14 protein-coding genes are annotated in these 13815 nt (G+C 54.7%); 6 read left to right on the plus strand and 8 right to left on the minus strand.

Annotation, left to right across the window (positions count from 1 at the left end; genetic code table 11):
- Positions 1-15 precede the first annotated feature (15 nt).
- The 3 genes from ACFPMF_RS25590 to ACFPMF_RS25600 are packed head-to-tail and all read right to left on the minus strand — an operon-like array spanning position 16 to position 2846.
- Entirely contained in the window at positions 16-1062 is a 1047-nt protein-coding gene (locus ACFPMF_RS25590) for an adenylate/guanylate cyclase domain-containing protein (RefSeq protein ID WP_379850530.1), read from the minus strand.
- A complete protein-coding gene (locus ACFPMF_RS25595) occupies positions 1059-1433 on the minus strand; it encodes a response regulator (protein WP_379850532.1) in 375 nt (124 codons plus the stop codon). Before ACFPMF_RS25595 ends, ACFPMF_RS25590 begins: the two co-directional genes overlap by 4 nt.
- Before the next feature lie 60 nt (positions 1434-1493).
- Positions 1494-2846 carry a sensor histidine kinase gene (locus ACFPMF_RS25600; RefSeq protein WP_379850534.1) on the minus strand — a complete coding sequence of 451 codons (1353 nt, stop codon included), beginning with the start codon at positions 2844-2846 and terminating at the stop codon, positions 1494-1496.
- A 220-nt stretch (positions 2847-3066) separates the two neighbouring features.
- Between ACFPMF_RS25600 and ACFPMF_RS25605 the strand changes: the two genes are divergently transcribed.
- Positions 3067-4092: an aldo/keto reductase gene (locus ACFPMF_RS25605; protein ID WP_379850536.1), complete on the plus strand. Its 1026-nt coding sequence runs from the start codon at positions 3067-3069 to the stop codon at positions 4090-4092.
- A gap of 89 nt (positions 4093-4181) precedes the next feature.
- Here the strand turns inward: ACFPMF_RS25605 and ACFPMF_RS25610 are convergent, their stop codons facing one another.
- Positions 4182-4628 carry a PaaI family thioesterase gene (locus tag ACFPMF_RS25610; RefSeq protein ID WP_379850538.1) on the minus strand — a complete coding sequence of 149 codons (447 nt, stop codon included), beginning with the start codon at positions 4626-4628 and terminating at the stop codon, positions 4182-4184.
- A gap of 141 nt (positions 4629-4769) precedes the next feature.
- On the opposite strand from ACFPMF_RS25610, the gene ACFPMF_RS25615 reads away from it, so the two are divergent.
- The 3 genes from ACFPMF_RS25615 (at position 4770) to ACFPMF_RS25625 (ending at position 6925) form a co-directional block, all read left to right on the plus strand.
- Positions 4770-5561, plus strand: a complete 792-nt coding sequence (locus tag ACFPMF_RS25615; protein WP_379850539.1) for a phosphosulfolactate synthase — start codon at positions 4770-4772, stop codon at positions 5559-5561.
- Positions 5562-5581: 20 nt separating this feature from the next.
- Positions 5582-6232: a DedA family protein gene (locus tag ACFPMF_RS25620; protein ID WP_379850541.1), complete on the plus strand. Its 651-nt coding sequence runs from the start codon at positions 5582-5584 to the stop codon at positions 6230-6232.
- Positions 6233-6340: 108 nt separating this feature from the next.
- Positions 6341-6925: a peptidylprolyl isomerase gene (locus ACFPMF_RS25625; RefSeq protein ID WP_379850543.1), complete on the plus strand. Its 585-nt coding sequence runs from the start codon at positions 6341-6343 to the stop codon at positions 6923-6925.
- Positions 6926-6984: 59 nt separating this feature from the next.
- On the opposite strand, the gene ACFPMF_RS25630 is transcribed toward ACFPMF_RS25625, so the two are convergent.
- The 4 genes from ACFPMF_RS25630 to ACFPMF_RS25645 form a co-directional block, all read right to left on the minus strand.
- On the minus strand, positions 6985-7179 hold the full coding sequence (locus ACFPMF_RS25630) for a cold-shock protein (RefSeq protein WP_379850545.1): 195 nt from the start codon (positions 7177-7179) through the stop codon (positions 6985-6987).
- A 153-nt stretch (positions 7180-7332) separates the two neighbouring features.
- Positions 7333-8601 carry an NAD-dependent dihydropyrimidine dehydrogenase subunit PreA gene (preA, locus tag ACFPMF_RS25635; RefSeq protein ID WP_379850547.1) on the minus strand — a complete coding sequence of 423 codons (1269 nt, stop codon included), beginning with the start codon at positions 8599-8601 and terminating at the stop codon, positions 7333-7335.
- Between the two features lie 94 nt (positions 8602-8695).
- A complete protein-coding gene (locus tag ACFPMF_RS25640; protein WP_379850550.1) occupies positions 8696-10039 on the minus strand; it encodes an NAD(P)-dependent oxidoreductase in 1344 nt (447 codons plus the stop codon).
- Positions 10040-10089: 50 nt separating this feature from the next.
- Positions 10090-11598, minus strand: coding sequence for an NCS1 family nucleobase:cation symporter-1 (locus ACFPMF_RS25645; RefSeq protein WP_379850552.1), 1509 nt, complete (start codon positions 11596-11598; stop codon positions 10090-10092).
- A gap of 333 nt (positions 11599-11931) precedes the next feature.
- On the opposite strand from ACFPMF_RS25645, the gene ACFPMF_RS25650 reads away from it, so the two are divergent.
- Both ACFPMF_RS25650 and ACFPMF_RS25655 read left to right on the plus strand, forming a co-directional pair.
- Positions 11932-12525, plus strand: a complete 594-nt coding sequence (locus ACFPMF_RS25650; RefSeq protein WP_379850554.1) for an RNA polymerase sigma-70 factor — start codon at positions 11932-11934, stop codon at positions 12523-12525.
- Between the two features lie 235 nt (positions 12526-12760).
- A complete protein-coding gene (locus ACFPMF_RS25655; RefSeq protein ID WP_379850556.1) occupies positions 12761-13774 on the plus strand; it encodes a FecR family protein in 1014 nt (337 codons plus the stop codon).
- Positions 13775-13815 lie beyond the last annotated feature (41 nt).

Genomic DNA, 13815 nt, shown 5'->3' on the forward strand with positions numbered 1-13815 from the left:
CCGAACGGCGGGTGGTTATTCAAGCACGGCGTAGATCGCCACGGGATTGGCTTTGTTTTTCAGCTTCACTTCGCCCAGCGGTTCGCAATGGAAGGAGTCTTTGACGAGTTGATACGCGGCATCGCTGATGATGATCTGGCCTTCCTGCGCCACCGATTGCAGCCGTTGGGCGGTATTGACGACATCGCCGATCACGGTATAATCGAGCCGCCGGAGCGTTGCCGAACCGATGTTGCCCGAAATCATTTCGCCGGTATTGATGCCGATGGCTACTTTAGGCGTATAAACCGGTTCGCCGGGGACGGTTTTTTCCAGCAATTCAATGTGGTTCCGAACGGCCAGCGCGGTTTCGATGGCGCGGTCGAGGTGGTATTCGCCCCGGAAAACCGCCATCACGGCATCGCCCATGAACTTATCGACAAAACCGCCCTGCGCAATAATTTCCTTGACCATCACGTCGAAATACAGGTTGATCAGCTTCACCACGGTATCGGCACTTTCGCGTTCCGTGATGGCCGTAAACCCGCAGATATCGATAAAAACCGCCGTGGCGTCCACGGTTTCACTCAGCATCAGCGACGATTCAAATTCCCGGCGGTCCATGAAATTGAGGACGGACTCATCGACGTACATCCGCAGGATGTTGTTCTCCTTGACGGCTTTGAGCGTTTCGCGGAGTTGGGCGACGTGCCGGATCGTTTTCTGCATCGTCACGTCCAGATCGTCAAAATCAACCGGTTTACAAATAAAGTCGAACGCCCCCCGGTTCATGGCCGTCCGGATGTTGGTCATGTCGCCGTAGGCCGACACAATGACGGTTTTGGTCAGCGGGCTGACTTCGCTGAGTTTTTCCAGCAAGGTCAGGCCATCCATTTCGGGCATATTAATATCACTCAGTACAATATCGATGTCGGGGTGCTCCTGGATTTTGACCAGTGCATCGACACCATTGTACGCAAAAACAAACTCGTATCGCTGTTCGCGGATCTGGCGCCGAAATTTCTGCCGGATCAGCAGCTCCAGATCGGTTTCATCGTCCACGACCAGAATTTTAGACTTCATAAGGCACTCTTCAGTTTTTCTTTCAGGTTCGTAAAATCGAGCGGTTTGGTCAGAAACGCGTCGGCACCGAGCTGCATCGCCTGATTGTAACTGTCGGCATCGCCGTAGGCCGTGATCATCATAACCGTGGGCGGAGAGGTCGGGTAAATTGTCCGGATTTTCTGCAACAATTCCAGGCCGCTCATGCCGGGCATGTTGATGTCCGACAGAATCAGAATGTATTCCGACGATTGTTGGTTCAGGTAGTCCATTGCTTTTTCACCCGAATGGGCAAAGGCAAACTGGAATTCGCCCGCCCGGATTTCGCGCCGGAAGCGCTGTTCAAACAATACTTGTACGTCCGTTTCGTCGTCAACAACCAATACTTTCATCTGCGCGAGTTTTGTATAGGGGGCAATGGGTTTACTTTCAAAGATACGGAAACCCGGTCTTTATGTTGGTAACCGAATAATGAACTCGGTAAATTCTCCTTCTGCCGTCTCGACTGCCAGTTCGCCCGCGTGGCCTTTGGTAACGATGTCGTAACTGAGCGAGAGGCCCAAACCAGTGCCCTGACCGGTAGGTTTGGTGGTGAAAAAAGGCTGGTAAATTTTGTTCAGAACCGCCTGCGGAATGCCACAGCCGTTGTCGCGCACCCTGATTTCGATTTCGTCGTTGCCCAGCTGTCGCGTACCGACTTTCACCGTTGGCTGGAAGCCCGCCAGACCGGTTTTTCGTTTTTGCTCCGTCGCGTAAAAGGCGTTGGTGAACAGGTTGAGCAGCACGCGCCCCATGTCCTGCGGGACCACGGAAATCAAACCCAGATTCGGGTCGAAATCGGTGACCAGACTGGCGTTGAAGGACTTGTCGCTCGCCCGCAGACCGTGGTACGCCAGCCGGAGGTATTCGTCGGCCAGGGCGTTGAGGTCGGTGGGCTCGCGTTCGTGGGTGCTGGCGCGCGAGTGTTGCAGCATGCCCTTCACGATCGAGTCGGCCCGTTTGCCGTGGTGCGTAATCTTTTGCAGGTTTTGCGCAATGTCGTTCAGAATTTCCTCTTCCAGTTCCACATCCCTTTCCTCTTTTTTCCGTTCGTCCCGCAGCTCCTCAATCAGCTCCACCGACACTTCCGAAAAGTTGTTGACGAAGTTCAGCGGATTCTGGATCTCGTGGGCAATACCGGCGGTCAGTTCCCCCAGGGAAGCCATTTTTTCGCGCTGAATGAGCTGATCCTGCGTGGTTTTCAGTTCCGACAGTGTTTGTTCGAGTTCTTCTTTCTGGCGGGTCAGTTCGGCCGTCCGTTCCGCTACGATCTGTTCGAGCATCACGTTCTGGCTGGCAATGATGCGGTTTTGTTCTTCTTCCTGCTGGCGTTTCAGGCGTTCTTTTTCGAGGGCTTTCTGCTGTTTCTGACCACTGATCCAGGTAGCCACCAGCCAGACGAGGGCAAACACCTGGGCAATGGCAATGGCGTCGTCAATCGAGTTGTAAAAGTCTTTGCTGATCAGTTCGACAATGTCGTTGAACAAAGAAATCAGGATGTATGGCCCCACCGCCAGCCAGACGTTCCGGACGGGCCGGAAGTCCTTCAGCAGATAGGCGGCCCCGACCATCGCGATCAGAATAAAGTGCCAGAGCCATTTGATGAAATCGGCATCGATAAATACATCCGCAATTAGCAGCCCCATGCCGGCGTATTGGGCCATCACCAGCATCCGGTCCCACTCCGGAAACCGTACGGCCGTCTGGAGGGACGTCCGGATGTACCGAACCATAAAAAAGACAATCAGAAACGAGGCTATTTCCATAGGCAATCCGTGGGCACAAAATCTGGTTTAGACCCTCAAATTAAGTTTTCCGGCGAAAAGTTACAATAAACGTACCGACGGACTTCAGGCCGGGGCGGGGCAGAGCAGGACCGAACGCGTATTTATACACGGTTTTTCCGGACGAAATCCTGTCGGTACGACAGGATTTTCTAACTTGACGTCGATCTTAACGCATAGTACAACCTGATTTGCCATTACTATGGAATATCGACAATTAGGAGGTTCGGGACTGAAGGTTCCGGTTTTGAGTTTTGGTACGGGCACCTTCGGGGGCGGTACCGAATTTTTTAAAGCCTGGGGTACTACCCAGGTGGATGAAGCAACCCGGCTGGTGGATCTGTGTCTGGAGGCCGGGCTGACCTTATTCGATACGGCGGATGTTTATTCCCGGGGCTTGTCGGAAGAAATTCTCGGCAAGGCGCTGACGGGTCGGCGTGACAAGGCCCTGATTTCGACCAAGACCACCTTTAAAATGGGCGATGGCCCGAATGATTTCGGCTCCTCGCGGTTTCGGCTGGTCAAATCCTGCGAAGACAGCCTGCGCCGGTTGCAAACCGATTACATCGACATTTATTACATGCACGGTTTCGACGGCAACACGGCGGTCGACGAAACGCTGAGTGCCCTGAACGATCTGGTTCGGAGCGGCAAAGTACGCTACATTGGCTGCTCCAATTTTTCGGGCTGGCACCTGATGAAGTCCCTGTCGGTTTCCGAACGTTACGGCTGGGCGAAATACGTTACCCACCAGGCGTATTATTCACTGCTGAGTCGGGAATTTGAATGGGAACTGATGCCACTGGGCCTCGATCAACGCGTGGGCACGACGGTCTGGAGTCCCCTCTCCGCCGGCCGGCTGGGTGGCAAATACCGCCGGAACAACCCCGCCCCGGCGGGTAGCCGGATTGCGGAAGGTGGGGGGGAAGGCCCGCCCATTCCGGAAGACTACTGGTTTTCGATCATGGATACGCTGGACGAACTGGCCGCCGAAACCGGCAAAACCGTCGCGCAGGTGGCCCTGAACTGGGTGCTTCAACGCCCCACGGTTTCCAGCGTGATCATCGGCGCCCGGACGGAAGAACAGCTGCGGCAAAACCTGGGGGCGGTCGGCTGGAATTTAACCCGCGAGCAGGTGGCCCGGCTGGACGCGGTGAGCGACAAGCCCACCATTTACCCCTACTGGCACCAGCGTAACAACCCGGACCTGAACCCGCTGCCGGTATAAGGACGGTTTACGGTATACAGTTTTCAGTGGCTGACGCAAGCAAAAGCGAACGCGTCAGCTACCGAATACCGAAAACTGTATACCGCTCCTCAGTGCTTTATCGACGTCTGCACCAGGTTGGAAGCCGCTTTGGCAATGATTTTACCGTCGGTGGCTGTCACCTGGCATTCGGCGTGGATGATGTTTTTACCCGCCCGGACAATCCGCGATTGGGCCGTGACGGTTTCGCCCAGCCGGGCGCTGTGCAGAAAATCGACATTCAGGTTGACGGAGGTATAGATGTATTCCCGGCCCAGCGCATAGACCGTGGCTCCGATCAGGTCATCGAGAATGGCGGCCAGGGCACCACCGTGCAGAATCCGCATCGGATTGGTCATTTCTTCCCGGACTTCATACTCGACGGTCAATGACCCTTCTTCGGCGGCTCGTACCGTGCCGTTGAGCCAGCGACCCAGCGGAGAAGGGCTATGCCGCAAATCCTGACCGATCAGCGAGCGGAAAAACGGCAGACGGGAATTCGTTTCGGGGGTGGCCATGATCAAAAAATGTTTTCACAAAAATAGTATTTAACCAAGCCTGATCCGGTTTTTTCAAGTATAATATGTGGCTTTTCTTGGGGGGTAGCAGGACTTGTGTTAATTTTAGGCGTTTTTGCGTCAATACGCCATCCCCTCAAAATGAATTATACGCTTTCCCACATTCCGGAACGAACTACAAAACCCCGCGATCACGGCCTGACAATGGTAATGGACAAAGGGCTCAGTATCCGGCAGGTCGAGGATTTTTTGTCTACCTCGGCGGCTTACGTCGACATCGTAAAATTGGGCTGGGCTACGTCGTTTGTAACCCCCAATTTGAAAGAGAAACTTCAGGTTTACAAAGAGGCCGGTATTCCGGTTTATTTTGGCGGAACACTATTTGAAGCGTTCGTCGTTCGGAAACAGTTCGATGATTACCGGCGGCTGCTCGATGTCTACGGACTGGAGTTTGCCGAAGTGTCGGACGGTTCAATCGAGATGAATCTCGATGATAAGTGTAACTACATCAGTCAGTTGGCCAAACAGGTGACGGTCTTGTCGGAGGTGGGTTCTAAGGACGAAGCCAAGATCATTCCGCCCTACAAATGGATTCAGCTGATGAAAGCCGAACTGGAAGCCGGGGCCTGGAAAGTGATCGGTGAAGCCCGCGAAGGCGGAACCGTTGGTTTATTCCGATCAAGCGGGGAAGTGCGGCAGGGGCTGGTGGAAGAAATTCTGACGCAGATTCCCTTCGAAAAAATTATCTGGGAAGCCCCACAGAAGGAACAGCAGGTCTGGTTTGTAAAACTGCTGGGGGCCAATGTCAATCTGGGAAATATATCACCCAATGAAGCCATTCCGCTGGAAACCATCCGGTTAGGGCTTCGTGGGGATACGTTTACCCACTTCCTGGACGGCCTGGGGCTGAACGGTTTCGGGTCGGGTCATTAATCCACCAATCTATTACACATATGGAATTTATCCAGTCGGTTCTCGACTTCTTTTTACACCTGGACAAGCACCTGGCCGATATTATCAACGAGTACGGGACGCTGACCTACGTGATTTTATTCCTGATCGTTTTCGTGGAAACCGGCCTGATTGTCATGCCGTTACTGCCCGGTGACTCGCTGCTTTTTGCCGCCGGAGCCCTCGCGGCTTCGACCGGGGCGCTGGATGTCAAAATCCTGATGCCGTTGCTGATTCTGGCGGCTTTGATGGGTGATAACGTCAATTATATTGTCGGCAAGTTCCTGGGCAATCAGATCAAGATGCGGGAGCGAATTCTGTTTTTTAAACGGGAATACATCACCGAAACGGAGAATTTCTACCACAAACACGGTGGTAAAACCGTGATCATGGCCCGGTTTATTCCGATCGTCCGGACGATCGCGCCCTTCGTGGCCGGTGCCGGAAGCATGAACTACAGCAAATACATTGGCTACTGCATCGCTGGTGCCATTCTGTGGGTTGTGGGCGTGACCATGCTGGGCTATCTGTTTGGTAATATTCCCATTATCAAGAATAACTTTGAACTGGTCATCTTCGGGATCATCGGGTTATCGATTGCGCCGATTATCTATCAATTTGTCAAAGCGAAGTTTGGCCGGGCAACGGCCTGAGTTTCCATAGCCTGTAGATAAAACCGGGTGGTTGTTCAGGACAGTTCTGATCGGCCACCCGGTTTTGTTGTTGACGTGCTGCACCGTTCGAAACCAAGTCCGAAGCGTATGAAACACCTTTTGCTTTTTCTCCTTCTTTTTCCGGGCGGGTTGGGGCAGGTCAACGCCCAGCGCGTTCGGCTGGAGACAGACGCCGGATCCATTTTGCTGGAACTATACGCGGACAAAGCGCCGATCTCGGTGGCTAATTTTCTGCGGTATGTCGATGAAAACCGGTATGACGGCAGCCGGTTTTACCGCGTGGTCCGGCGGGATAATCAACCGCAGAATGCCGTAAAAATTGAAGTAATTCAGGGCGGTTTTGAGGACGATACGACCCGGCAGTTGCCGCCCATTCCGCAGGAAACGACCCAAAAAACCGGTCTGAAACACCGGGACGGCACGCTCTCGCTGGCCCGAACGACGCCGAACAGCGGAACTTCCGAGTTTTTTATCTGTATCAACGATCAGCCGGAACTGGATTTTGGCGGGAAACGAAACCCCGGCGGACAGGGGTTTGCCGCTTTCGGGCGGGTGGTGGAAGGAATGGACGTCGTGCGTCGAATTCAGCGGGGCACTACCGGACCGGCGGAGGGCCAGGGGCAATGGCTCCAAAAACCGGTTATCATTCGCAGCGCCCGGCGGGTGAATTAAGGCAAGCCGGTTAGCTTTATAACGGAAGAACATCCAAAAGCCAACCGGCTCGCGACGGCTTACCGCACCAGTTTTACGTTGGTTGCGTTTAGTCCTTTTGGACCCTGGGCAACGTCGTAAGTGACTTTGTCGCGCTCCCGGATTTGATCCTGGCAGGCAGAAACATGGACAAAAACATCACTACTTCCGTCATCGGGTACAACAAACCCGAAGCCTTTGCTTTCATTAAAAAATTTTACTGTACCTGTTGGCATGACATTGCAGAATAAAATGGAGCTGTAAAATAAGCGTTTCTGACTTTAGTTCTCTGCTGTCTGTACAAAAAATTATGGTAAGGTTTCGTTAAAGGCATATTTTGCCATCAAAAAGCTGGATTTTTTCGAAAAACAGCGGCTAAGGGCGTATTTTCAATGGTCGTTCAGCGGCATCCCCCGGCGCTGAAATTCCGCCCAGTTGACATACTCTTCGCTCCGGCGCTGCTCGACCATCGTAATGCACGGCTCGACCGGGCATACCAGTTTGCACAAATTACAACCGACGCAATCCGGTTCGACAACCGTGTACGTATTGTACGGCTTTCCGTATTCCAGCCGGATGGACTGGTGCGACGCATCTTCGCAGGCAATGTAACAAAGACCGCAGCGAATGCATTTGGCGGGGTCGATGCGGGCCACAAGGTGGTGATTGAGGTCGAGGTCTTCCCACTGGGTGAGAGTCGGTACGGATTTGCCAATGAAGTCGTTGAGGGTGCGGAAGCCCTTTTCATCCATCCAGTTGCTGAGTCCTTCGCAGAGGTCGTCGATGATGCGAAAACCGTGTTTCATGACCGCCGTGCAAACCTGCACGGTCGAAGCGCCCAGCAACAGAAACTCGGCGGCCTCTTTCCAGGTGCTAATACCGCCGATACCCGACACCGGCACCCGCGCCGTGACCGGGTCCTGGCGGAGGGTGGTGAGCATTTTCAGGGCAATCGGTTTGACCGCCGGACCGCAATAACCACCAAAAACCGACTGTCCGGCCACGTTCGGGTTCGGCACCAGCGTATCGAGATCGACGCCGGTTACGGACTGAATGGTATTGATGAGCGATAATCCGTTCGAACCGCCCTCCACCACCGCCCGGCCCGCCGGAACCACCGAATGCACGTTGGGTGTCAGCTTCGTAATGACCGGAATCGTGGCTTTTTCCATCACCCATTCCACCACCATGCGGGCAATGTCGGGGTCCTGGCCGACAGCCGCGCCCATCCCACGCTCGTTCATGCCGTGCGGACAGCCAAAATTCAGTTCCAGGCCGTGCGCGCCGGTATCTTCCACCTGGGCAATCAGCTCGTGCCATTTCGCGCGGGTGTTGTCGGCCATGAGCGAAACGATCATCGCCCGGTCGGGAAACTCGCGGACGCATTCCGCAATTTCGCGGAGGTTCAGCGCCAGGGGGCGGTCAGAAATCAGTTCGATGTTGTTGAGTCCCATCATCCGCGTCCGGTTGTAATCGACGGACGAATAGCGCGACGACACGTTTTTGATCTGACTGCCCAGCGTTTTCCATACCACCCCTCCCCAACCGGCTTCCAGCGCCCGCAGCACATTGTACTTCTTGTCCGTCGGTGGCGCGCTCGCCAGCCAATACGGATTCGGGGATTTGATGCCGAGAAAATTTGCTGATAAATCCGCCATACGGTATACGGTTTACAGTTTTCGGTATACGGTTTTCGGTTTATCGTTTTTTACGGTGGCTGGAAGACGTCAGCCCACTGAAAACCGTATACCGTTATAAAATTTGTAAAAAGCTCAGAATGGCCTGGGCACCGTCTTTTCCGGCCTGAACCGCGTCTACGACTTCCTTACCGCCGTTCACGCAATCGCCCCCCGCAAAGACACCCCGCAGGTTGGTGGCGCAGCCGTGATTGGTGGTCACTCTTCCGTTTCGGTTTTCCAGTTGACACTGGTTGATCAACTCCTCAAAGGGTAGTTGTCCGGTGGCTTTGATGACCATATCGACGTCCAGCGAAAATGTCTCCCCGGTTTCGACGGGCGTTTGGCGGCCGCTGGCGTCGGGTTCGCCGAGCTGCATTCGTCGGCCCATCAATTCCGTAACCTGCCCATCAACGCCCCGGATTTCATGCGGTGCCGCCAGCCAGATGATGCGGCAACCGTCCAGTTTGGCCTGGTTCAGTTCGGCTTCCGTGCAGGGCATTTCCTCCTGCGTCCGGCGGTATAGAATAGTTACTTCACTGGCACCCAGTCGTTTCGCCTGCGTGGCTGCGTCGATGGCCGTCATGCCCAAACCGATCACCGCTACTTTGTCGCCCACCGGCACCGACGGATAACCCTTGGTCCGAATGTCGTAAATAAACCGGATGGCCTCTTCGACGCCGGTAAGTTCCTCGCCGGGAACCCCCAGTTGTCGCGTCAGCCCGACGCCAACGCCCAGATAAACCGCATCGTACTGCTGCTGCAACTCATGCAATGAGACGGTTTTCCCCAGTTCGGTATTGTAGCGGATGGTAATTCCGCCCAGTGAGGTGATAAAATCAACTTCCTCTTCGCAAAACTGCGGGCTGACTTTATAAGCCGCAACGCCGTAGGTCATCAGCCCCCCGCCTTTGCTTTCTTTCTCATAAATGGTCACCTCGACCCCTTCCCGGCTCAGCGCGTGGGCGCAGCTCAACCCGGCCGGTCCTGCGCCGACCACGGCTACCTTTTTGTTTTTTGCCGGTTTTCGCCGGAATAAGGGCCATTTTTCCGCGATGGCTTTTTCGGTAGAAAACCGCTGCAACTTGGCAATCGGGATGGGTGGTTCGCCCAGCAAATGATAGACACACGACCCCTCGCATAATTTCTCCACCGGACAGACTTTCGAGCACCCTCCGCCCAGAATGTTCGCGCTCAGGATCGTATGGGCCGATCCTTTGAGGTTATCGGTTGTAATCTGGCGGATAAACTTGGGAATGTCGATCGTGGTCGGACAGCTTTTGGTGCAGGGAGCGTCGTAGCAATACAGACAGCGGCTGGCTTCCACCTGGGCCGCATCCCGGTTTACGAACGGCGGATGAATATCACCGAAATTCTGCTCGTACTGTTCCTCCGTAAGCCGGTTATTGACAATCGCCATGGGGGTTCAAAGGATGAATGGATGACTAAACTACGGCCCGCATTCCGTTTTTAATCAAAAGCGACCTTCGGGCGCTCGTTAGCCGGTAGAGGCTGGTAAGACCGCATCAGCAGGCGGTACACAAGGCCGCTGACCAGAAAACCGACAAACCAGGCGTAGCTGTACAGCTGGGCGATCCAGGCCGGTACGCTTTCAGTCGGCAGCAGGTGAACGGTGGTCAGAAAACCGGGTACGTTCGGCAGAATGCCCGCGAACAGGGCCGTGAGCGCGGCCGGGTTGAAACCACTCCTGTAGCGGTAAAGACCGGACGGATTGTATAGCTCCGAGGGAATCAGTTGCTGTTTTCGTACGAAGAAATAATCGACAATCATGATGCCGCCGACGGGGCCGAGCAGGCTGGAATACCCGACGAGCCACGTAAAAATATAGCCGCTGGGGTCGGCAATCAGTTTCCAGGGAAAAATGAGAATGCCGATTACCCCCGTTATGTAACCGCCCTTGCGGAAATCAATGCGGGTGGGGGCCAGGTTGGCAAAATCGTTGGCCGGGCTCACCATGTTGGCGGCAATGTTGGTGGCCAGGGTCGAAATGGCTACGGCGATCATGGCCCCGCTGACCAGCAGTTTACTGTCGAATTTCCCGGCCAGCACCAGCGGATCCCAAATCGTGCTCCCATAGATAATTGTTGTGGCCGAAGTAACCACAACGCCGATGAACGAAAACAGGGTCATGGAAGGCGGCAGGCCGATGATCTGCCCGTTGATCTGCGCCCGCTGGCTTTTGGCGTAGCGCGTAAAGTCGGGAATGTTGAGAGAAAGCGTTGCCCAGAAACCGACCATACCGGTTAAAGCCGGAAAGAAAAAGGTCAGAAAATCGGCGGTGGTCGAAAACCGGGCCGGTTGTTCGAGAATCGGTCCCAGCCCGTTGCCCGCCGAAATCGCCCAGAATAACAACGCCAGCGCGGCCACCGGGAGGAAAAAGGCCTTGAAAATGAGGAGTTTTTTAATGCTTTCGACGCCCAGGTAAATCACGTATAGATTGATGAGCCAGAACAGCAGGAAACAGAGAGCCGGACCGGTTTGTAAACCGAACGAATCCGGGAATACCGCCGGTAGGGTTTCGAGGGCCGGAATCCACAACCGGGCCATCTGGTACAGCGCAAAACCGCCAATCCAGGTCTGAATGCCGAACCAGCCGCAGGCCACAATGGCCCGGAGCAGGGCCGGAATATTGGCGCCCGTTGTGCCGAAACTGGCGCGGGCCAGCACCGGAAACGGAATACCGTATTTGGCTCCGGCGTGTCCGTTCAGCACCATCGGAATCAGAACAATCGTATTGCCCAGGAAAATGGTCAGGATGGCCTGCCACCAGTTCATGCCGCCCTCAATGAGCGAACTGGCGAGCATATACGTGGGAATGCACAGACTCATGCTGATCCACAAGGCCGCGTAATTCCAGGTGGTCCAGGTTCGTTCGGATGCGGGGGTAGGGGCAAGGTCTTCGCTATAGAGCACAGAAGACGAAAGAGGAGCTTCAAATTCTTTGGTATGGCTCTGCATACAAAGTCGGTGGGTTGGAATAAACGGTCGGGATTAGGAACCGGGGAAGTTAGAAAGAATGCAACGATTTACCAACACAGACCCCCGAGCCGCTGCGTCCGGGCGTCAGACCAGGGGCGTCCTGATGGGATGGGGCAGGCTCCCTATGGGATAGGGCCTTTTTGAACCGGAAAAGGATATATCCCCCGGAATGAGTGATTTCGGGACGAATTTTATTGAGTGAATGGTTGCCGTGGGGCATTTTTTCTTATTAAAATGGTAGTAGTATTACTGAAAAAAGTAATACTTTGGAGTTAGATTTTTTGCCACGCCAACCTATCCTAATGAGCCGCAATGAAACCGTATTACCAGACTGAAAATGATGCCGGCCTTTTCCTGTGTATGCAGCAGGATGACCCGCAGGCTTTCGAAGAAATTTACGCCCGCTATTTTCTAAAGCTCTCCAATACAGCCTTCAAGCGGTTGCAGGACCGGGAAATGACCGAAGAAATCGTCCAGGATTTGTTTGTGAACCTGTGGTTGAAACGGCACCGGCTACCGGAATTGAAGAACCCCGAAAGCTACCTGCAAACCCTGCTGCGGAATGCCGTCATTGACTGGTTTCGGGCGCAGGCCCGGCAGGACGGTTTTGCCGCCGAATGGCTGGCACAACCCGACCGGCAGGTGGTTAATGCGACGGAGCAGCAGATTCTGTACGCGGATTTACGGCAGGCCTACGAATCGACCGTGGACCAGTTGCCGGAAAAATGCCGCCAGGTATATGCGCTTCACCAGCAGGGCCAATCGGTGGCCGACATCGCCGACCAGCTCCAGATTGCGCCCAAAACCGTGGAAAGCCACCTGCTCAAAGCCCACACGACCCTGCGCCACGTTCTGAAAGATTTTTCGGCGGTTTCGGTAGCGTTGCTGAACCTGCTTTTGGGGTGATATTTTTCTATGGGTAGAAAATCAACACCGTTTATTGCCCATTGCCCGAAGGCAAACGACCTGTAGTTCTGCCACCAGGAGGTCAGTCTGGAAAACGGTATCTGCCCGGGATCGATGGGCAGCTACTTTAAATTTTTTTAAAAATTAAGTAGTCCGGCTAAGGTTTTTGCCCCACTTGTTCGTCTTAAGGGAAATGGATTGGATTTTGCCATCATAATCTATTAACCTGGACGGAATGGAGAACCGCTACCCTTCACCTGATTTGTTGGAAAAGTACCTGGCCGGCCGTTGCTCCCCCGACGAAGCCCGGCTGGTCGAAGCCTGGTATGATTCGTTTGAGTCCCGGCCGGATTTGACGGAGCGGCATCCTGAGACGCAGGAACGGGCCTACGCCCTGCACGTACTCCGGCAAATTCGACAGCGTATTGAAGCGGCCGAACCGGGGCCGGTACGCCGGTTTTGGCGCAACCGCAACTGGTTATGGGCGCTGAGTGGCGTAGCAGCCGCCATGCTCATCGCAACCGTAGGACTTTGGCAGTATCAGCCGCGCACGGATCAGATTTCACCGCCGGTTCCGGCGACCCCGGCGATTCCGCAACGGGTAACGTTCGAGAACAAAACCAAAACCATTCTGCGGCACGAACTGACCGACGGCAGCGTGGTGTGGCTGAGTCCGGCTACCCGGCTGCGCTACCCGAACCGGTTTGCTGCCACGCTCCGGACCGTGCAACTGGAAGGCGAAGCGTTTTTTGAAGTACGGCGCGACACCACCCGCCCGTTCATCATTGAAGCCGGAAAACTCAAAACCGAAGTGTTGGGAACCACCTTTAACGTCCGGGCCTACCGCCATAGTTCACACTTCGAGGTGTCGGTCGTGACCGGAAAAGTGGCGGTCAGTGTCTCCAACCAGAAACCGGTTTTACTGACGGCGCGCCAGCAGGCGGTTTTTAACCCGAAAGCCGAATCGCTCGCCAAAACCGGTCTGCCCCGCGGAGCCAAGCCGCGCGTGTGGGAGCCGGCCACCATTGCGTTCGAATGGGCATCGCTCCGGCAGGTGGCCGACGCGCTGGAAGAAACCTTCGGCGTCCGGATCCAGTTTCGGAACCCGACTCTCCAGAACTGCAAGCTACGCGCGGACTTTACAAACATGCGGCTGCCCGTGATCCTGGATTTACTCTGTAAAACAACGGATGCCTCGTATACACTGAACGGGCCGGTTATCGCACTCGACGGCCTGGGTTGCCCCTGATGACACCATTTCATTTTCTATTAATTCCAGTTTCTAACCTG

Origin of the sequence: Larkinella bovis, from assembly GCF_042655385.1 — a bacterium.
Classification (GTDB): Bacteria; Bacteroidota; Bacteroidia; order Cytophagales; family Spirosomataceae; genus Larkinella; species Larkinella bovis.

Bases quoted from the DNA above. Each gene is read 5' to 3' on its own strand.
- ACFPMF_RS25625 (WP_379850543.1), top strand. From the start codon at position 6,341: ATGAAACACCTTTTGCTTTTTCTCCTTCTTTTTCCGGGCGGGTTGGGG.
- ACFPMF_RS25655 (WP_379850556.1), top strand. From the start codon at position 12,761: ATGGAGAACCGCTACCCTTCACCTGATTTGTTGGAAAAGTACCTGGCC.
- ACFPMF_RS25620 (WP_379850541.1), top strand. From the start codon at position 5,582: ATGGAATTTATCCAGTCGGTTCTCGACTTCTTTTTACACCTGGACAAG.
- ACFPMF_RS25615 (WP_379850539.1), top strand. From the start codon at position 4,770: ATGAATTATACGCTTTCCCACATTCCGGAACGAACTACAAAACCCCGC.
- ACFPMF_RS25600 (WP_379850534.1), bottom strand. From the start codon at position 2,846: ATGGAAATAGCCTCGTTTCTGATTGTCTTTTTTATGGTTCGGTACATC.
- ACFPMF_RS25590 (WP_379850530.1), bottom strand. From the start codon at position 1,062: ATGAAGTCTAAAATTCTGGTCGTGGACGATGAAACCGATCTGGAGCTG.
- preA (WP_379850547.1), bottom strand. From the start codon at position 8,601: ATGGCGGATTTATCAGCAAATTTTCTCGGCATCAAATCCCCGAATCCG.
- ACFPMF_RS25595 (WP_379850532.1), bottom strand. From the start codon at position 1,433: ATGAAAGTATTGGTTGTTGACGACGAAACGGACGTACAAGTATTGTTT.
- ACFPMF_RS25640 (WP_379850550.1), bottom strand. From the start codon at position 10,039: ATGGCGATTGTCAATAACCGGCTTACGGAGGAACAGTACGAGCAGAAT.
- ACFPMF_RS25630 (WP_379850545.1), bottom strand. From the start codon at position 7,179: ATGCCAACAGGTACAGTAAAATTTTTTAATGAAAGCAAAGGCTTCGGG.
- ACFPMF_RS25650 (WP_379850554.1), top strand. From the start codon at position 11,932: ATGAAACCGTATTACCAGACTGAAAATGATGCCGGCCTTTTCCTGTGT.
- ACFPMF_RS25605 (WP_379850536.1), top strand. From the start codon at position 3,067: ATGGAATATCGACAATTAGGAGGTTCGGGACTGAAGGTTCCGGTTTTG.
- ACFPMF_RS25645 (WP_379850552.1), bottom strand. From the start codon at position 11,598: ATGCAGAGCCATACCAAAGAATTTGAAGCTCCTCTTTCGTCTTCTGTG.
- ACFPMF_RS25610 (WP_379850538.1), bottom strand. From the start codon at position 4,628: ATGGCCACCCCCGAAACGAATTCCCGTCTGCCGTTTTTCCGCTCGCTG.